Source organism: Paenibacillus foliorum, assembly GCF_013141765.1.
In the GTDB taxonomy this organism is placed as follows: Bacteria; Bacillota; Bacilli; order Paenibacillales; family NBRC-103111; genus Paenibacillus_S; species Paenibacillus_S foliorum.
Window position 1 is genome coordinate 45,175 of sequence record NZ_WHOD01000113.1, and the last position, 20,748, is coordinate 65,922.

The 20,748-nt window shown below is 47.2% G+C and carries 12 protein-coding genes, 1 riboswitch and 2 other annotated features; of the genes, 10 read left to right on the top strand and 2 right to left on the bottom strand.

Annotated features, from left to right (window positions below; genetic code table 11):
- Positions 1 to 11: 11 nt before the first annotated feature.
- Complete coding sequence (locus tag GC093_RS30490; protein ID WP_171655713.1) at positions 12 to 995, bottom strand: helix-turn-helix transcriptional regulator; 984 nt, start codon at positions 993 to 995, stop codon at positions 12 to 14.
- Positions 996 to 1,174: 179 nt separating this feature from the next.
- Entirely contained in the window at positions 1,175 to 5,332 is a 4,158-nt protein-coding gene (locus GC093_RS30495; RefSeq protein WP_171655714.1) for an S-layer homology domain-containing protein, read from the bottom strand.
- A gap of 235 nt (positions 5,333 to 5,567) precedes the next feature.
- On the opposite strand from GC093_RS30495, the gene GC093_RS30500 reads away from it, so the two are divergent.
- From GC093_RS30500 to GC093_RS30545, 10 genes are all read left to right on the top strand, one after another.
- Positions 5,568 to 6,545 carry an AAA family ATPase gene (locus tag GC093_RS30500; protein WP_171655715.1) on the top strand — a complete coding sequence of 326 codons (978 nt, stop codon included), beginning with the start codon at positions 5,568 to 5,570 and terminating at the stop codon, positions 6,543 to 6,545.
- Positions 6,546 to 6,645: 100 nt separating this feature from the next.
- Entirely contained in the window at positions 6,646 to 6,798 is a 153-nt protein-coding gene (locus GC093_RS30505) for a hypothetical protein (protein WP_171655716.1), read from the top strand.
- A 151-nt stretch (positions 6,799 to 6,949) separates the two neighbouring features.
- On the top strand, positions 6,950 to 7,792 hold the full coding sequence (locus GC093_RS30510; RefSeq protein WP_216624934.1) for a DUF58 domain-containing protein: 843 nt from the start codon (positions 6,950 to 6,952) through the stop codon (positions 7,790 to 7,792).
- Positions 7,755 to 10,439 (top strand): transglutaminase-like domain-containing protein, encoded by a 2,685-nt coding sequence (locus GC093_RS30515; RefSeq protein WP_171655718.1) that lies wholly within the window; start codon positions 7,755 to 7,757, stop codon positions 10,437 to 10,439. The genes GC093_RS30510 and GC093_RS30515 overlap by 38 nt, the downstream gene beginning before the upstream one ends.
- 102 nt (positions 10,440 to 10,541) lie before the next feature.
- Complete coding sequence (locus GC093_RS30520) at positions 10,542 to 10,946, top strand: VOC family protein (protein ID WP_171655719.1); 405 nt, start codon at positions 10,542 to 10,544, stop codon at positions 10,944 to 10,946.
- 571 nt (positions 10,947 to 11,517) lie between these two features.
- A complete protein-coding gene (gene guaA, locus GC093_RS30525) occupies positions 11,518 to 13,056 on the top strand; it encodes a glutamine-hydrolyzing GMP synthase (RefSeq protein WP_171655720.1) in 1,539 nt (512 codons plus the stop codon).
- Positions 13,057 to 13,245: 189 nt separating this feature from the next.
- Positions 13,246 to 13,346, top strand: a riboswitch (purine riboswitch).
- A gap of 155 nt (positions 13,347 to 13,501) precedes the next feature.
- Positions 13,502 to 14,899 carry an NCS2 family permease gene (locus tag GC093_RS30530; protein ID WP_171655721.1) on the top strand — a complete coding sequence of 466 codons (1,398 nt, stop codon included), beginning with the start codon at positions 13,502 to 13,504 and terminating at the stop codon, positions 14,897 to 14,899.
- A 226-nt stretch (positions 14,900 to 15,125) separates the two neighbouring features.
- Positions 15,126 to 15,394, top strand: a binding site (T-box leader).
- A 57-nt stretch (positions 15,395 to 15,451) separates the two neighbouring features.
- Positions 15,452 to 15,748 (top strand) — a binding site (T-box leader).
- Between the two features lie 124 nt (positions 15,749 to 15,872).
- Positions 15,873 to 17,459 carry a 2-isopropylmalate synthase gene (locus GC093_RS30535; protein WP_312886641.1) on the top strand — a complete coding sequence of 529 codons (1,587 nt, stop codon included), beginning with the start codon at positions 15,873 to 15,875 and terminating at the stop codon, positions 17,457 to 17,459.
- A gap of 132 nt (positions 17,460 to 17,591) precedes the next feature.
- On the top strand, positions 17,592 to 18,416 hold the full coding sequence (locus GC093_RS30540) for a class I SAM-dependent methyltransferase (protein ID WP_171655723.1): 825 nt from the start codon (positions 17,592 to 17,594) through the stop codon (positions 18,414 to 18,416).
- 389 nt (positions 18,417 to 18,805) lie between these two features.
- Positions 18,806 to 20,748 (top strand): hypothetical protein (locus GC093_RS30545; RefSeq protein WP_171655724.1); only part of this gene is annotated, 1,943 nt, incomplete at its 3' end.

Consider the following 20,748-nt stretch of genomic DNA (forward strand, 5'->3'; position numbering starts at 1 on the left):
TGGGGCATGAGTCATTCATATATTTTCATCATTTCTGTTAGAGTAGACTTCATCTTTTCACGCAAGGAAATGGGAGACAGGACCTCCACCCACTGACGCTCTGAAAAAATCCAGAATAGCGCGCTTTCCTCATGAGCAACCGTACATTCATAAATAATCCATTCCTCATTACTTTCGATAAGCCGGTTAACCGGAAATTTGGCTAAAAAATACGATTCGATAAAAGGAAGCATTTTCAAACGGATGACTTTGTTCATTTCACCGTAATGCATCATGAAAGAAAAATTGACGTATTCTCCAGGTTTAAAAAAACGGTCCCCATGCTGAGGCGTCTCAAACTGCTCTTTATGTATTTTATAATTCATGATTTGATCGATACGATAAATTTTGCAAGCTTGCAAGGGTTCCCCCACGGGAAGGGCGGCCAAGTAAAAATATCCTTCGTTAAACATTAACGTATAAGGGAGCAGCTCGTGATGTTCAATTTCTTTTAAAATCGTTAGGTAAGTGATGCTAAGGGGATGCTGCTCTACGATGCAGCGGAACAAATCCTCTATGGTTCCGAGTATGTTCTTATTCAAAATCGGCTTGTAGTGAAAACGAAAGCTGCCGGTATATTTTTTGAGCCGCTGCTGCACCTGAGGGGAGAATGAGTCCGTCACGTAGCTTTCCAAGCGCTGCATTTCCTCTGTGCTTAGAGCCCGGCACCCATACAAGACCATCAAGACGGTAAGCGCACTAATAAAATGGTTCTCACTCTCCGACCCGAGCAGACGGTAGCTTTTCCTTAAACGGTTATACTCAATCTCTATGGGCTTATGGGCTAATTCATTGCGGATAATGGAGATATCCTTCTTGATCGTTTCTGCATGCTTCCCGTAGGCATCGCATAGCTCTTGGAGAGTAAGTTCTTCTCCATCGAGCAGCCGCTGCTTGATTTGAACGATTCGGGATAATGAGTTAACTGAATCTGTTGAATCCGCTGATTTAGGCATAATCATTTACTCCGCTCAGTCATAATTTACGTGATGTAGTTGTTCTAGCTCTTACATTGCTTATAGATTACCTGATACTGCAAAATATTCCAAGGATAAAATAAATGACAAAAAACCTCCTGGATAAAAGGAGGCTTGAGTTTATGCTATTGATTTAGAGATAGAAGTCCGAGTCTGATCTATTGAGACCTTGTAGTAAAATCGATAGGCTTGGAGTAGACGACTACTGAGTCATTGCCGGTGATCTGCAACCGGATGTGGTATGGCGTTGCAGGCGACAGCTGTAGGACAGTAAGAGTTGCTTCAGAATTTTGCAGAATTCCTTGCACCACTGCCGTATTCCAATGAACGCTATCGGTTGAGGTTTGAATGGAATCGACTCTACCATTAGCAACCTGATAATAGATTTGAACACTATTGGACCCGAGTGTGGAGTATACAAGGCTGGTCACGGTAGCGGGTAGTCCATTGCTTGCACCACCCCCACCTCCTGCACTCCCAGAACCGCCGCCGGATGATAAGAGGGATAATGATGCACCTTCAGCAGCCACTTTGAAATCAGCTTGTCCCGGAGTGCCTGTGTATAGGATCACTTTATAAGATCCTGGATGCTTCAGAGTGTAGCCTATTGTAATATATTCAGGGTTAGGGGCAATGGCTCCTGTAAGGGCAGTCAATGTAAGCCAATTATCCGTAGTATCCTGCTTGATTCCCACTTTATAAGAACTCCCATCCGTAATTACCTCGTAAGTCACGGCGGAGACTGAGGCTGCTTGTTTGCTCAGCTGAACTGTCACCCGATTGGGCAGGGATGAATCAGAGCTTATGATTTGCAAAGGTCCGGACTCTGAGGTCGGTGTAAAAAATTTGGACGCTGCATAATACCTGCCGTCACTGGCAACGGAAACTACGTACACGGTGTAGTCAGTAGCTAACAAAGAATTACCCGTGCTATCCTTGGTAATAGTGGGATCGCTCCATTCCTTCGTTGTACGATCATTAAATACAGCTAGAGGAGTATGTTTGGTGCGGTTCACATATCCTGCCAGTCGGGGTAGAATGTAAATTTCTTGTTTCACTGCTTCAACCCAAGAGGAGGGCTTCCAGGTTATTGAGAAATCGCTCCCGTCTACACCGGGATTAAACGTATCATTGTCTGCTACTGTAAGGCTGGACGCTAGATAGCCCATAATAAAGCTGCTGCTTGCAACAAATTCGGGATGAGCCGATTCACCGGTAAATAAACGGACTACATAGGTAGAGCCTTTAGTTACCTTACCCGCATTTACGGTTAGCTTCAACGAATCCCCGGTATCTCTCCATGTATCTATTTGCGTGATCGGAATCCATTTATTATCTGTACCGCCGGTCCAGATCCCGAGCTTGTAAGTGCTGCTATTAAAAGTGACTTGGCCGAACCCTTCGGATACCTGGGCTGAACTAATACTTTCATTAAAATCAACTGTTGCGAAATTCATTCGGACTGTATTGTCGGAAAACTCAGATGTACTGAAGCCAGTATTTTTAATTAAGGAATATTCCGATACCGGCCGAAAATCTTTGTTCGAATTTTGTGTATTGCCTGCACTATCTACAGCTTGTACATAAATTTTATAATTTCTATTGGAGAGCGGATTCCCCATACTGTCTGCGGCTGTCAGGGCACTGCCTGTCCAGCTATTGACCGTGTTATTGTTAAATATAGCAACCGGTGTTTGTTTGCTGGTAACTAATGGGATATCATCCGGTAAAATAAATATCTTCTGCATGACCGCTTCTGACCATTGAGCTGGCTTCCAGCCTATCGTAAAGTCACGGCCGTCAACTCCCCCATAAGTTGTATCGTTATCGGACAAGGTTATTTTAGTAGGGAAAATGCCAACTTGGAATGTAGTTTTGACTGCAATCTCATTAGTTTGGGCATGGAGCAGCTGCAAGATGTATGTTTCTCCCGCTTCAACCATAGGATTAGAACCTCTAGATCCAGCTACTATCTTAATTCCATTCATCACCGGAACTCCGTTGGACAGCAAAGGCTCCATATGGTCAAGGATGATCGGCTCATTGGTTACTGCGTTAGTTACAGCGACTCGATAAGCAGCTCCATCGATGCTGAAAACGTCCCTGTCACTCGTACTGTTAGGCCTCACTCCAACCAATCGCAGTTTAATATCTGCAATGGAGGACTGCACGGATTGCTCGGTTTCGTTAAGATACTGGCCAATAGATAGGTTGGATATCTCCAAATTATTGGATTTGGGTTGCACGGTTAGAGCGAATTTCTTAGTTACAGAAATGCCTCTATTTGAAAGGGTTGCTGTCAGCTGTACCTTTTGCGATGCTTGTCCCGGTTCCGGACGGTTCACGTTTCCTTTGGAATCGATAACCTTGGCTTGGTCTGATTCCCAAGTTACAGTGGCATCAGCATTTATGCGGCTTGGTAAAGTCATCGCTTGTCTGACGGATGATTCGCTGTCACCAGCTGCGAAACTAATGCTTAAATCATCTCGGGCCAACTCTAATTCAGTGTGTATACTCATGATTTGGGCAGCTGCGGTTTGGAGTAGAGCCCAACTCGGCAATTCATTTTCACTTGCTCCTAATGCTAGTGCCGCAGTTGCTTTTCCGAAAGCAGAAAGTATAGTGCTCTCTAGCTGTGCCGAATATACGGTTACATTACGGATATCGGGCAGCGCTGTTATGGCGGAAACGGCATTACGTATTGCTGCAATCCTTAGAATCGTTTTAATGTTATCGGTAGCCAGAACCTCAATACCCTCTCCGGCCTCAATAGATACTTGACCCATCTTCGCGGGATCGCCTTTCAATTGTGCACTATCATCTAATTTAATATGTTTAATATTAGGGTTATTAATTTCTACCGAAGCATTGGTAGTTCCAACAGCGACTTTGACGTTCTCGACACTGCCTGCTCCCGATAAGGAAACACTAGCACTATCCCCAATATGTATGTTAGTTAGGGAAGCCTTTTCTTCGGAGTTGATTTCTGCTGTGGCCAACACCTTCATCTCAGCAATCGTTGTAGCTTCGCCGTTTTGGCGTGCCGCAAGCTTAATCTTGGCTCCTGGAGCAGATAATGTAACTCCACTGTTAATGGTTCCGCGAAGCTCAATCTCTTGTCCTGCTGCTGCCGGATCAACCTTAATATCTCCCAGAGATCCAGCTGTAGGTTCTAGGATAGCCTGAGACTTCAAACTCGTAGATGCTACTGCAGTACCTTCAAGTGACTCTATCCGCACCTTGGAAGTCTGCTGACCTGTGTCTACTTGAAGCGTACCTTGTACATGTATACCTTTAAGCTTTACGGTATGCTGCGAGCCGGACTTAACAACTAGGTCATTAGCCGTAATATTTTGCAGAGTGACCTCGCCATCCAATCCAGGATTCAAAGTCAGTGTCCCGTTAACAGTCGTTGTTCCATTGGCTGGACCATAGCTCCCGCTTTTTTCTACAATAACATTTCCATTATGGATGGTACCGCTGTTCAGCAGGGCTTGGGTCGGGTCCGTAGCGACAGTATTCGGGTTTCTTGAGCTTGAACCGCCTCCTCCACCGCTTACTGCCGGAGTTTCTGGAACGGGTGGTGTTGAGTTTGTATCCTTAGCTTCGGTTGGAGGAAGCAGAGGAACCATGGCTTGTGCTTTCTCTATATAGGCAGCCTTATTCGATTTGAGTTCATAGCACAAACGCGCAAGAGCTTGACGTTCAGCCTTTTCTTTGGCAGAGAATTTCAAGGTGCCGTCTTTATTTTCAATGCCATTTATGAAACCGATTTGGAAGGCAAGAGAAACGTGGGCCTTGGCCCAGCTCGAAACTTCGTTTATATCGGCCAGCTTGGCAGTCTCTGTCAGCTTCTTGGCATTCTCCTCCAACCCCATGGCACGTATGAAAAAGACTACCAGCTCCTCACGGGTTACGGTTTCTTCAGGAGAAAAATGATTATCCGAGGTTCCTTGGGTTATGCCAGATTCGGCAAGTGCACCCACATATCCGCGAAACCAGCTATCAGGAGCTACGTCCATAAATATCACCGCTTTCTTCGGATTCTCCTTTAACCCAAGCGATAATACGATAATTTTCGCCATTTCGGCACGTGTCATGGCCTGACGCGGCTTAAATCTGCCATCCTCGTAGCCTGATAAAATCCCGCTGTTTACAAGGGCTTGTACTTCTGTTTTTGCATATGAATCATTCACATCTGAAAATAACTGCGGTTGTGATTCCGCTCCTAGCGCGAATGAAGGCATTAGAAGGCTAAAAAGCAGTGTAAACGAAAGCATAGTGTGGATGGCTTTAAGCTTTTTGTAAGAAAACATGTTGGATCCTCTTTTCCCTAGGTCATATAGGTATTTCTTTCCATATATTAATGGGGTACTGCAGTGTATTACACTGCGCTGAAAAAGAAGTCGAAATTAATTTGGAAATTTCGACAAGGTTCATAGAATCTTTTAAATACCCTATTAAAGCGCTCATAAACCTTATTGTCTAAAGGAACGAAAGACTGGAAATACTAGAATCATAGAGTGTGATTTATGAGGAGGTATTTCGCTTATGCAGGTGCATTCATCTTATTTTGACAAGCCGCAAGAAGTATTGGAACGAATAATCTATCAAATGGAAAAAGTCATCATAGGCAAGCGAGAAGTCATAGAAAAGCTGTTGATCGCTCTTTTATGCGGGGGACATGTGCTGTTGGAGGACGTGCCGGGAGTTGGCAAAACCATGCTCGTTCGCACCCTAGCCAGAACAATCGATTGCAGCTTTAAAAGAATTCAGTGTACGCCGGATTTGCTGCCGTCGGATTTGACAGGAAGCAGTATGTATAATCAGCAGACAGGGCGATTTGAATTTAGGCCAGGTCCCTTAATGGCTAATCTGATATTGGCGGATGAGCTCAATAGGACAACCCCCAGAACTCAGGCTGCCCTTCTGGAGGCCATGGAGGAGAAATGTATAACGGTGGACGGGGAGGCGTATGCGCTGCCGGAGCCATTCTTTATCCTCGCTACGCAAAATCCATTTGAGTTTGAAGGAACCTTTCTGCTGCCGGAAGCTCAGTTGGATAGGTTTTTTATGAAGCTTCGACTGGGGTATCCCGAGCCAGGCGAGGAGATTGAGCTGCTGAACCGAGTCGCGGATTGGCACCCGCTTACACAGCTTCGGCCGCTGCTGCTGCCTGAAGAATTCATGACCATGCAGAAAGATGCTCAGCGGGTACATGTGGATGATGCTATTAAAAGCTACATTGTTCAGATAACGACGGCTTCACGGCAGCACCCCCATTTGGCGCTAGGGGCGAGTCCCCGTGCTTCGATTGCATTAATGCGAGCGGCACAGGCCCGCGCGTTCATGTCCGGACGCAGCTATGTGATACCTGATGATGTAAAACAGCTGACTGTGCCCGTTCTGGCGCATCGGCTGCTGCTCTCGGCGGACGCTGCACTATCGTACACAAGCTGTGAAGCTGTATTAAATGGAATTCTTGCTAGTGCTCCGATACCATCCCGGCGTTATGCGCCGGCACAGTAGGTGACAACGTTATGATTACTAACGCGTTGAATCTATTGATGCTTATTCTCTGTGGATCGGCCGCAGCCTATTGGGGGATTCATGAAGGAGGGCGGTCTGCATGGCTTTGTATGTATGGAATAGCCATGCTGCTGGTTTATCTTGGAATGGTCTATATGAGCTTACCATCCAGGCTTCGAGTTCAACGGTCCATAGAACATTCCCGCTGCTGGAGCGGGGAGCCTATAATAATGGAGCTGCGGCTGCAATTTAGCAGATTATCGATTCCTTCTGCTTGGCTGTCCATAGAGGAGATCTGGAGGCATATAGGAAGCGAGGAGAGGATCGTGCTTAAGGATACATACCGATCCTCCTTATCAAGTACTTCCAAGCTAACGATAGTATTACCGGGTCTGCCGCGAGGATTGTACCGACTGGAAGCGATGAAGGTTAGCATAAGCGATGCATTCGGGCTGCTGCATATCAGCCGTCGAGTTCCAGTTGGGCAGCACGAGCTGCTGGTGCTGCCCAGGCCAAGGCTGCTGCAGCAGGGCCTGAAAGGCGCGGGAGGGGCGCTCCAGCGCCACAGTCGGCAGCAGCAGCTGCAGCGCCAGGCCGCGTCCCCGTTGATCTACGGGACGCGCCCCTACGCACCGGGGGATCCGCTTAACCGGATCCACTGGCGTGCGACCGCGCGCGCAGGCGCCCTGCGTGCGAAAGAGACGGAGCAGCCCGGTACGGACCGGCTGCTCATATGTATCGACGCGGCCGGAGGCCCCTCGAACGCAGCGGCGTTCGAAGCGGCCATCGAGGCCGCGGCAGGGCTGGCCAAGCGCGCGCTGGAGCTTGGCTTGAGCGTGCGCCTTGCCGCGTCGGATCGGCAAGGCCGTGCCCTGGAGGCGCAGGGGCGAGAGCGCCTCCCTGAGCTGCTACGGCTGCTCGCGCTGCTGCCGTGCAACGGCGACCACCCCCTGGCGGCGCTAGTGCAGCGGGAAACGCTGCACCTCAGCCCGGGGGCCGGGGTCGCCATCATCACGGCGCAGCCGAATGAGCAGCTGCTGCACTTGCTGTGCCGGCTGCGCTCACGCGCCGTGCAGCTGGTGTACATCCACGGCGAGGCCGATGGGCCGGATGCCGTGGAGCAGTGGCGGCGGCAGGCTGAGGCCGCCCGCTGCCGGTTTACGGCGGTCGGCGTGCTGAGCCGCCGAACCGCCGAAGGAGGTGCAGGCGATGTCGCAGATGCCAATCGAGCCGCCGCCGTTATTTAACGCGGCTTCCAGTAGGCCAGCAGCAGCGCGTCTTGTATCTGCCCTGTTGCTGTTCTGGCTGCTTCGTGAATGGATCATTCCATTAGAACGATTATCTGATATCACGGAAGTGTACCGCATTACTCCTTTTCTGATCGCGTTTGGATTGTTTCTGACCCTTGATGTGCTGCGCGTACCAGGAGGGGCAGCATGGCCGTTAAAAGTGGTAATAATCGTTGGAGCTGCAGCGGTGCTGCATAGCGGTCACTGGGTACCTGATGGAAGCTGGTGGGCGGGCTGGATGAGAGATCTCTCAGGAGATATTATCAACATCTCGCAAGGAAGACTCTCAGAGCTGGAGCCTGTGACTCGAACCATGCTGTTCCTAGGAGGCTGGTCATTCTTCATTTGGGTTATACAATCGTTCGCTTCTGAGCGCCAACAGATCGGTTGGTTTGTAATGATGACCTTATTCTATCTGGTGCTGCTGCAGCTGATCTTCGATATTGACATGTCACATGCCTTGCTGAGTGCTTCAGGAGCGGGGCTATTGCTGCAGGGCTCGCTTCAGGCCGAACGGTGGCTTCATTGGAAACAGGAGCCAGTCGAAGATGAGGCACGTATTGAGGCTGGCGCCCGAGGCTTGCTTTTTAGATCAAGCAGGTTTCCCTATACAACTATTAAATCAAGCCCTTCAAGATTGCAGTCAAGCAAGCTGCCTATGCAATCCAATCGATTCCAGCCGCTTGCCAATCATCGCACTGTAGGAGGAACTGCGGCTTCTGTGATAGCTAGCTTTGTCGTTGCAGGCTTATGCTTGCTGGGAGCATGGATAGGAGCCGGACTGCATCCGCAGCAAGGTAAGGCAGTGGAGTGGTCCGATTATGTACACAAATGGCAGCAGGTTTTTCCCTTATCAGCCTGGAGTGCATCAAGCAGTTCGAATGACGGACATAAAACAGGCTACGGCGCAGATGATTCCAAGCTGGGCTTTCCATTGGAGCCTGATGACCACTTTGCTTTTACAGCGCGTACAACACAGCTAACCTACTGGCGGGGCGAGGCCAAAAATATATATACAGGACAAGGCTGGGTACAAGCGTACTCCCAACCTGTTCAGAACCTACTGGACTCCGCGCTCACAGCCGCCGATTCTTACGGTCAGGCGTCTAACGGCACTGCTAAAACCCTCGTGCATCAGGAGGTGACCCTCTGGCAAAAAGGACTCGACAGCCAGCTGTTTCTAGGTGGCGATTTAGTTAAAATCGACCAGCTTAAGTCTAGAGAGGGAGAGCAGGTTTCCCCAGAGTGGATATGGAAAAACAAGCTGACAGACCGTGTTCTCCTCCCAGCTTTGGCGGATCCGCTAGCATCGTATAAAGTTCAAGTGCTAGCTTGGAATCCAATACCGGCTTTGACGGATAGATATGTCGATTATGTGTTAACGGATGCCTTCAAAAACACCTATCTACAGCTTCCAGACAGGCTTCCGTCGCGAGTTGCGGAGTTGGCAGAAAAAATAACAAAGAGTAAAGACGCACCTTTCGAAAAGGTAAAAGCTATGGAGCAATTTTTGAAGGAAAATTACTCCTACAGCATGGAACGGAGCAGACCGCCTTCGGCTGGACAAGATTTGGTGGATCAGTTCCTGTTTGAGCAGGGAGTAGGCTATTGCGATCATTTTTCTTCAGCTATGGTCGTCATGCTTCGGTCCGTAGGAATTCCGTCACGCTGGGTAAAGGGCTTTGCGCCGGGTGAAGTTATTGCAGTGGAACAGATAAATCCCGTTGAAGAGTCTGCTTCTCTATCGGTTGCTTCTGAAAAAGAGGAGGAAGCCGAAGGCGCTAAGCATCAGTCTACATCGGCTGATATCGACCTTAAAACAGAGGAACAGAGCAGCTTATCGACTCCACTTCAAGGTTCTATTTACACAGTAGAGGTGCGTAATAAGGATGCTCATTCGTGGGTAGAAGTTTATTTTCCGACAGCGGGGTGGATACAATTCGATCCTACACCTGGCTTTAACGTAAGTGGTGTGCCACAAATAAATACCGCGGCTGACAAGGCTTCTGCTCATGACAGCGTTGTTGGAGACGCAGTAAATAGCGAGCAGTCTCTATCAAGAAGCGCTGCCCTCATGCAATTGATACCGTCGCTGGGGCAGATTATCCCCATGGTTCGCAGGTTTGCTGCTGAATTACTCACATATGCCAGAGAAATGGTCCCACTTCTCCACAGTGTAGTTTTGTGGACGAAGCTGTGGTCACCTTTAATCCTGTGTATATTAATTGTAATTATTTTAATTTGGTTTATCCACATGTGGATAAACCGGAATCGCAGCTTGCCGAATTTTGTCTTCCGTCAAGAATCAGATAACCGCGAATCTTTGAGCTTATCTGGAAGCGTGAGGATTTGGACTGCTGTGCATTTATCAGAGCGCTTATGGAGCAAGCTGCAGAGGCGGTGGGGAGCCGCGGACTCGGCACAGACGATGCGAGAGTATCTTCTAACCAGGCCGACTGCTACGGATGCCCAACGCAGTGCGCTGCTTGGGTTTGTACGGCTGTTGGAAGCTATCCGATATCATAACGGGCCTGGACGAATGACATACAGTCAGCTGCAAATGGCCTGGCGCGAGCTTAAAAAAGCATCAAAAGGTCCACTTTGAGAAATTTGTTGACTGAACACTGACATACTGTTGTCAGTGGCAGACATTGATAATAGCAATATGAAGCGTAAATGGGAAATGATCCTGAGGAGGGAATCGATAATGAACAACACCTTATTAAGAGGATTCGCCACCATTAGTTTTTGGGCGGCTGATCTAGAGACGGCAAAGAATTGGTACACTGAGCTGTTGGGCATCGCTCCCTACTTTGAACGTCCAGGATATGCCGAGTTTCGCCTTGGCGACTACCAGCATGAGCTGGGTCTGATCGATAGCCGTTATGCTCCCAAGGGTTCGATGGAAGGCCCGGGCGGTGCTGTAATGTACTGGCATGTCGAGGATGTGGCAGCAACACTCGATAAGCTGCTGTCTATGGGAGCGAAAGAGTACCAGGAACGAATAAACCGCGGCTCTGGGTTCGTCACTGCTTCCGTGGTTGATCCCTATGGGAATATTCTAGGCATTATGAACAATCCGCACTATTTGGAGATTCTAGGTTCCGCTTGAAAAGCATGACCCTAGTTGAAGAAATGGCAGCTGGCAGTTAAGGACTTATTTTTAAGTCTTAAGCTGTGGCTGCCTTTTTTATTTTAATCAGTCTAAATCGTTATGTTCACTGAACAGCGTAGGCTAGTTTATTAAATTTCTGTTGATAACTTTGTTAACTCTGTGCATAACTTTGGGTAAATTGTTGATAAGTATGTGGATAAATGAATAATATTGTGGAAAATTCTGATTAGTATGAATACTTGCTGCCGAACCTTATTCGTAGTAGTAGGACCTATCTATATGGTAAATGATAAATGGAGTGATGATACACTTTTAATGACTTGTAGATGAGGCATAGAAAAATAGCCGGTATAAAGGTTTTCGCATACAGGCATTGCCCTTTCTAGTACGGAAGCTTATAATATTACCTATTGATTTAGCAGAGCGTTTAGCGAGTAAAACTAGAATTTGCTTATGAAGCAGTTTTCTAAAGAAAGCTCAGCCAACGCTTACGAAGTCAGTTTTCTAACGAAAACTCAGTCAATGCTTATGAATAAAGTTTTCTAAAGAAAACTATTAGGAGGAAATTATGGATAAACCGAATGAACTTATTGTCGTGTTAGATTTCGGCGGACAGTACAACCAGCTGATTGCTCGTCGAATTCGTGATTTAGGGGTATATAGTGAGCTGCTTCCTTACAATATTACTGCTGACAAATTAAAGCAGCTTCAGCCCAAAGGAATCGTCTTTTCAGGCGGACCTTCAAGTGTGTATGGGGATAACTCCCCGATCGTTGACCCAGCTATTTATGATTTGGGTATTCCTATTTTCGGTATTTGCTACGGGATGCAGCTAATAGCGCATCAGCTTCAAGGTAAGGTAGAAAGAGCCTCCAAACGGGAATATGGTAAAGCGGAAGTGGATTTTGCAGACCATTGCCAGTTAGTACATGGCTTGGATAAACAGCAAACCGTATGGATGAGCCATGGCGACCACGTAGTTGAGCTTCCAACTGGCTTTGTTGTTGATGCTAGTACGGAGCATGCTCCGGTTGCATCAATGAGCCACCCAGATAAACAGATATTCGGTGTCCAGTTTCATCCGGAAGTTCGTCATTCCGTCTTTGGTAATGACATGATTCATAATTTCCTGTATAGAGTATGTGGTTGTGTTGGTCAATGGAGCATGGAGAGCTTCATTGAAGACACCATTCGTGATATCCGTAATCAAGTTGGCGACAAAAAGGTTCTCTGCGCTCTTAGCGGCGGGGTGGATTCTTCGGTTGTGGCAATTTTGCTTCACAAAGCTATTGGTGATCAACTGACTTGTATGTTTATTGATCACGGTTTGCTGCGCAAAGGGGAAGCGGACGGTGTCATGGAAACCTTTGTTGGCAAATTTGATATGAAGGTTGTCAAAATTGATGCCCGCGATCGGTTTATGGGTAAGCTTGCTGGCGTAGACGATCCTGAGCAAAAGCGGAAGCTGATCGGTACGGAATTCATTCGCGTGTTTGAGGAAGAGTCGGGGCAATTTGATGATTTCGCCTTTTTGGCGCAAGGAACGTTGTATACCGATATCGTAGAGAGCGGAACCGCTACTGCACATACCATCAAGTCGCATCATAATGTAGGCGGTCTTCCTGAAGATATGAAATTCGAGCTGGTCGAGCCGTTGAAGGCTCTGTTTAAAGATGAAGTGCGTAAAGTCGGCGAAGAATGCGGTCTCCCAGCTGAAATCGTATGGCGTCAGCCATTCCCGGGTCCAGGTCTTGCAATTCGTGTGCTAGGTGAAGTTACAGAAGAGAAGCTGACTATTGTTCGTGAATCCGATGCTATCCTGCGTGATGAAATAGCCAAAGCGGGTCTGGATCGCGAAATTTGGCAGTATTTCACTGCGCTTCCTAATATGAAAAGTGTTGGCGTAATGGGAGATGCTCGTACGTACTCTTATACAGTAGGGATTCGTGCAGTAACCTCCATCGATGGCATGACTGCAGATTGGGCACGTATTCCATGGGATGTTCTGGAAAAAATATCGGTGCGTATTGTTAACGAAGTGGATAATGTAAACCGGATTGTTTATGACATTACATCGAAACCACCAGCAACTATCGAGTGGGAATAGATTTAGTAAATATTTGATTTAGAAGCTTTTGAAAAAAATGTCGTTTCTCTCCTCTAGGAAAGAAACGGCATTTTTTATATCCAAATGTCGTGTAATTGAGTAAATTACCGAACGTGTCAGAAAAAAAACTGTAGAATGTTCGGAAAACCAATTGACAAGTGAAGGTATCGCTTTTAGAATAAGTGATGAATATTAAGGGAATAACAGTTTCGTATAATCTCGGGAATTGGCCTGGGAGTCTCTACGAGATCACCGTAAATGATCTGGCTACGAACAAACAAAGCGAAAGACGTTTTTGTTCATCGTGTGTAATAGTGTTCACAGCACATCTTGCTGTAGATCTGTATTGCGCAACTGATCACCGTCCCGACTTTGCTTGCGGGCTCAGCAGAGATCATGCTGAGTTTATTTCGTTGTTCCAAAAACCATTTGGAGGGATTTGGGGATGGATCGATTTTTTAAGCTAAAAGAAAACGGTACTACGGTACGTACGGAGATCATGGCAGGTTTGACGACGTTCATGACTATGGCGTATATTCTCGCAGTAAATCCGAACATTCTAAGTAATTTCGGATCTGGTGCAACGGGCATGGATTGGACGGCTGTATTTTTGGCTACTGCTATTGCTGCAGGCGTAATGACGATTGCAATGGGGCTTTTTGTAAATTTTCCAGTTGCGTTAGCTCCTGGGATGGGCTTGAATGCTTACTTTGCTACCGTGATTCTGTCTTCACAAGGTCAGTTTACGTTTCAAATGGGACTAGCCGCTGTCTTTATTTCAGGATTGATTTTTATTGTGTTAACGGTTACTAAGGTACGCCAATTGCTTTTAGTGGCAGTGCCGGATAGCTTGAAGCATGCGATAACAGTAGGAATAGGGTTATTTATTACAATTATCGGTTTGAAGAATAGCGGACTGCTAACGGTAGCTGTTGAATCGAGTAAAGATATTCCAGCTCATAAGTTTGTTGATGTGCTTTCTTTTGAAACGGTGTTCCATATGGGGAGTCTTAAAGATCCTGGAGTACTACTTTGTATTGTTGGTTTGTTCTTAATTTCGATTTTGATGGTGCTGCGAGTACGCGGTGCCATATTGTTCGGTATTTTGCTGACAACGGTTGTCGGCTACTTTATGGGGCAAGTAAATCTTGGTATGTTGACTGATGCCAAAACGAATTGGGTACCGGATATGAGTAAATTAGCCTTTGGTCAATTTGATTTCAAAGGTTTGATGAATGTGGGAATTATTTCAGTAATCGCTACCTTTACTTTTGTGGAGCTGTTCGATACATTCGGTACGCTAGTAGGTACTGCAAACCGCGCGGGCTTTATGAAAAATAAAGAGGAAGGCAACAAAAAAGTCGGCAAAGCTATGATGGTTGATGCTATTGCGGTCAGCGGTGGCGCACTGGTGGGTACTAGTACGGTAACTGCCTTTGTTGAGAGTGCTGCGGGTGTTGCTCAGGGAGGACGAACAGGCTTAACTGCAGTTAGTACCGGCGTGTGCTTCTTACTGGCGTTGTTCCTTGCTCCTATTGCGGCTCTAATTCCAGGCTCGGCTACTGCGGCGGCTCTAATCATTGTGGGAGTGCTGATGATGCAATCCATCAAGGATGTTGATTTTCAAGATTATGTAGTTGCGATTCCAGCCTTCTTTACGATCGTGTTCATGCCTTTTACATACAACATTGCTAACGGCATCTCGTTCGGTATTGTATCCTATGTGGTTTTGGCATCCATTGCTAGCGCTAGCGGTCGTGGACAATATAAGGTGCATTGGCTGATGTGGGTATTGGCTGTGCTTATCGTGCTGCGGTACGTGTTTATCGGTAGTGAAGGATAATAATCAAGAGATTTGGACTAGCTCCGGTGCTCATTAAATGAATGAGCGCTGGGGCTTTTTTTGATGGATGTGCATATCTGGCAGCAGGAAAAATGAATGAGCTAGAATGAGGTTCTGTTGAGCTTGGATGAATAGTTACTTAATTTTTTGATTAAAATGGCTGAAAATTTTTGTGGCGTATGCATTGACATTGACTGAGTGACATACTATACTAACAAACAATATCATAAACGCGAAGAACGGGAACAGTAGTCGGTCGGATCTGTACAGAGAGCTGCGGGTGGTGCAACGCAGTCAGAGAAGCCTATGAAGCTCGCCCGGGAGCGGTAGAACTGAAACGGTGTAGCGCTGCACCTGCAAGTAAGTTCTGACGGGTTGCCTCCGTGAAAGGGTAGTGCTGATGATACATTCATTAGTACACTAAGCGGATCTCCAGATGATGGAGGTCAACGAGAGTGGTACCGCGATAAGACTACAAGGTCTGTCGTCTCTTATATAGAGATGGCAGGCCTTTTTTGGTTACTCAAATAAGCAGGAAAAAAACATATAACAATAAACGCGAAGAACGGGAGCTAGTAGAGCATTTCCCTTGTCCAGAGAGCTGCGGGTTGGTGCAACGCAGTCAAGGGAGGCACGAATCTCACCCGGGAGCGGTAGGGCTGAAACCGGTAAACACCGGTGTTAGGCTATAACGGAGGACCCCACGTGATCGGGGAGTGAAGTAGGAATTTCAATATGGCGATTAACAAGCGCTGCTTGAAGCTTCATACTTCACACAAAGCGGACGCCCTTCCATGGAAGGGGTCAACAAGAGTGGTACCGCGGCAGCTTAGGCCTGTCGTCTCTTTTTAGAGACGATGGGCTTTTTTTGTTGAAAAAAAAGTAATTCCAAATTAGGAGGAACAATAAAATGACAAATATTAATCCAATAAACTCAACTCAAGGCAGCTCAGCAAAGGATCAGGCAAAAGAAATAAAAAGAGTCCATATTTTCGACACGACACTGAGAGATGGCGAGCAGGCGCCGGGAGCATCGCTGCATCCTGAGCAGAAAATTGTTATCGCTCGGCAGCTAGCACAGCTTGGGGTAGATGTTATCGAACCAGGGTTTCCAATTTCGAGCCCAGGTGATTTTATGGCCGTGCAGTGCATTTCCCAAGAAGTAACAGGCGTAGAAATTTGCGGCTTCGCTCGTGCGGTTAAGGAGGATATCGATTCGGCGGTCCGAGCAACGGAAGCGGCGGAACGGCGCAGGCTGCATATGTTTCTATCCTCATCGAATATTCATCTGGATTTTCAGCTGCGGAAATCGAGGGAACAGGTTATTCAAATCGCCCGGTCAATGGTGGCCTATGCAAAACAGTTTGTAGATCGAATTGAATTTTCCCCAATGGACGCAACAAGAACTGGAGATGAATTTTTGTTTGAGATGATTGAAGCTGTAATTCAAGAGGGAGCAACGATCATTAACATTCCAGACACGGTCGGTTACGCGCTGCCTGAGGAATACGGAGCCATGTTCACCCGAGTGATGAACAACGTTCGCGGAGGCAAGGGAGTGGAGTACAGCGCTCACTGTCACAATGATCTTGGGCTTGCAGTTGCTAACAGCCTGGCGGCGATCAAAGCTGGGGTTACACAGGTTGAAGTAACGGTTAACGGTGTAGGTGAGCGTGCAGGTAACTGCTCCTTGGAGGAGCTGGTAATGGCGATTGAGACTCGCAAGGAAGCAATGGGGGCCGTGACTGGCATTCAGACCCAGCATATTTATGAGGTATCGCAGAAGGTCAGCCGCGCGATGAGCTTCCCGATTGCTTTTAATAAACCGATTGTTGGACGTAATGCTTTCCAGCACGAAGCTGGCATTCATCAGGACGGACTTCTGAAAAATCGCAATACTTACGAAATTATGGATCCAGACCGCCTTGGTGTACCACGTAATATGATTATTCTGGGTAAACATTCTGGTCGTCATGCGATCAAACATCGTGTAAGTCAATTCGGTGTAAATCCGACAGATGAGCAAATGGAAGCACTCTATATCAAATTCAAGGAGCTGGCAGATCGGCAAAAGGTAGTTCAGGATCATCAACTGATGGAGCTGATTGGCCATACCGTCAATACCGTGCTTGAGCCGTACACTTTGCTGCAAGCTCAAGTGCTGACAGGTACTACAGGAAGCCGGATGGCTTCATGCACGATCAAGGACAATGCAGAGGGGAGTGAGATTGTCTTCTCGGGAACTGGAGAAGGTCCAGTAGAGGCATTGGTCTCAGGAATCAGTCAGGCGCTTCCGATTCATGTCGAGTTTACAGATCTGGAGCTGTACTCTTTATCTTCAGGCGAAGAAGCAAACGGAGAGGCCATTGTGACCGTAAGCTGGAAAGGTAATCATTTCAGAGGAGTAGCTGTTCATCGGGATGTGCTGATGGCAGTGGCACAAGCTTACATGGCGGCCTGCAACCAGGCGGTTCGCGAGTATTTTCTGCAGGGGCAGGCTCAAGACCAAGGGGAAGGAGATTCGATTGATGTTGGTGAAGTGGAGATAACCATTCCATAAAATAGTCTATGGCGACCTGACTGGGGTTAGCGGGTTACACCTAGGTTTAACGGATGCTGCCGACATACCCGCTTCTTCATTTTTAAAAGAACGAATGATTTATATTTGTTACTAGGAGAGGGATGAGGGCGGATGTCGGAAAAGGATCGCATAATCGAGTATTATGAGACTTTTGATGAATGGGGAAGGCTAGAGCGAGAGCCGATTGAATTTAAGGTTAATTGGCATTTTATCCAAGAGCATCTTCCTAAGCAAGGGCATGTTTTGGACAATGGAGCCGGTCCAGGCAAATATGCGATGAGATTGGCTCAATGCGGGTATAAGGTTTCGTTATCGGACATCACGCCTAAGCTTGTGAAGCAGGCTCAGGAAAAGGCAGAAGAGTGCGGATTGCTGGAGCGGTTCCAAGGTTTTCATGTTGCGGATGCAAGAGATTTGAGCTGTTTTGGGGATGGGCAGTTTGACGCCTCCTTGATGCTTGGGCCTTTGTATCATTTGCAAACGGAATCCGCGCGAATAGCAGCGGTTAAGGAATTGTACCGGGTTACCAAGCAAGCTGGGATGGTATTCGTAGCTTTTATGCCAAGAATAAGGCATGTTATAACCTCGCTGCTATCACCCCAGCATTGGAAGCCAAACGATAGTGCGGATGGAATAGCTGAATTTATGAATACGGGTATATTCGATCACAGTGATGAAGGAAGGTTTACTGGGGCCTATTATTTTGACATTGAGAAGATCCAGCCCTTTATGGAGAATCACGGATTCGAAATGATTAAAATGATCGGTTCATCGAATATTAGTTCATTACTCCAGCGGGAACAAAAGGATTATTGGAAGCTGCGCGGAGATGAAGAAATGAATAAGATTATAGATATTTTAATAAAGTCAGCGGAAAATCCATATGTCTTAGGGGTATCGCCGCATATTATGTACATGGGCAGAAAAGTCAGTTAATTAAAAATATTTAAATAAAACTCATAAATAAAAACACAAGGGCTGTGGATAAAAGTTATCCACAGCCCTTGTGTATAATGTGAATAACTGTGTAAAAGTGCATAAAGACAAGTAGAATGGAGTTTCCCTATTTTCATGATAAGTGGATAATATTTTCATGATTAACCTGTGGATAATGTGGATAAACCTGTGGATTACAAAGAAATGGGCGATTTTCCAAGCTGTTTTTTAATTTTTATATGGGGATAATCTTGTGGATAATAGTAGGAAATTCCTGCGATATTCACATGTAGGATAAATGGGTCAAGTTAGGGGGAAAGTAACGTCATATAAGGTAAATAGAACGTACTATTTGCTTGAAATAGGCCGAAAGAGGAGGAGGTTTAATTGTGGTTAAGATTCGGATAGCTGTCGTTATATTCGTTTTGTGGATAAGCAGTATGATGACGTTAGCTCAAGCTGTAGCTAGTCCACAGGCGACTATATCTGATCCATACGGGCAGCTTTCGGCAGCACCTAAAAAAATTACAGTGGTTTCTGTTCCTGGATTGTCTTTTTTGGAGCTGGATCCTCAGGATTCAAAGCAGGATAGGGCAGTGGTTAGAACCTTGCCTCACATAAAGGAGCTGAAGCATAAGAGTGCATGGGGGGCATTAAATATCCGGACCCCAGGCAAAGGCTTGGAAGATGTGTACATATCAATGGGAACAGGACAAATTGCCGAGGCAAATTCAGGTGTGGCTGGCATTCAAACAAGTGAACAGCTTGGTGGGGAAAAAGCTTGGCAGAAGCATCAAAGAGTGACGGGTATTTCTGCAAGCGGAAGCAAGGATGGAATTGTTGTTCCGCAGATGGAAGTTATCAAGCGGTTGAATGCTTCGAACTATTATCATGCACGGCCTGGCCTGTTGGGAGAAAGCTTAGAAGCTGCGGGGATCCATGTAAGCGTATGGGGTAATCTGGATCTTATGAAGGCGGAAGCCGGCTTAAAGGAAACCGATTTGGGTAGAACCTACCGCAGATATGCCTCGCTTATGCTAATGAACGAAGCAGGGAAGGTACAGCAGGGTGATGTTAGTGGCAGCGGATTAATCATGGATAGTTCAAGACCCTATGGAATACGGACTAATTATAGTTGGTTAATGGACCGATGGCGCGAACAGGTGAATCCAGCGTTAGTATTACTTGAGCTCGGGGATCTCGGGCGGCTATATGATGAGCGAGACTCCTACTCCAAGGAAGCTTTTATGAGCATGAAGCAGGAAGTAGTAAAAGAGCTAGACCGTTTTATTGGAGAGTTGACACGTGCTATGGAGATGAAGCCTGGCGGTGTAGGGGAGCTTTGGCTGCTAAGTCCGCAGATAAATGGGGAAGCGGCTAAAGAAAAAGCTTTATTAGCGCCCATCATGATGTATTCACCATCGGGCAAGGAAGCCCTGCTGACATCTGCAACAACCCGTCGATCAGGTCTTATCACGATCGTTGATATCGCCCCAACCTTGCTGCGGGCATACGGAATTCAAATACCTAAAGAAATGATCGGATTACCGGCAGTGGGGGAATCAACGGCAGATGCTCTTCCAAAGCTGCTGAAGGATTTACAGCATATGCAGTCTGTTTATTCACAGCGTCCTAAATTATTATATGGACTTGCTGTGTATGAAATAATAGTGATGCTGGGCGCGCTGGCGGTTGCTTGGTATTTCACAGGTAGTAGTTCTCTAGGAAAAAGAGGGATAACCCTATGGAGGTCTCTGTTGTTCTCACTCCTCATTGCCCCGCTTGGACTTTTGTTGATGGGATGGCTGACTTTTCAGTCGGAAGGAACAACAGCAGCTGTGATGGGGGGGATTTTTGGAATTAGTATCATTATTGCTTTAGCTGCCGCCCGCATACGCAGAGGCTTTGTATTCGGTTTGGCAGCAATAGGACTAACGGTAACAGGGGTAATCCTGTACGATGGTTTTCACGGTTCCATAGCGATGCAGAGATCTGTGCTCGGCTACGATCCTATGATCGGAGCGCGTTACTACGGCATCGGCAATGAATTTATGGGCGTGCTGCTCGGCGCAGCACTGCTCGGTCTTACCGCGCTGCAGCAGGCGCTGCGCTTATCGCGGCGTCCGCGCCGAGCCGTGCCTGAGCCCGAGGGCTCAAGCACGGCCTCCGGCGCGTTCGCGCCTGCTCCTGCGCGCGAAGCAGCCTTCGCGGATGCGCTGCTGCCCGCGCCGGTGGGCTTCGCGGCCTGGCGCATGCCGCCGCTCGGCGCGTTCGCGCTGTGGCCTCGCGCTAGCGCGCCAGCGGTGCCGCTGCGCACCGCGGCAAGCACCGG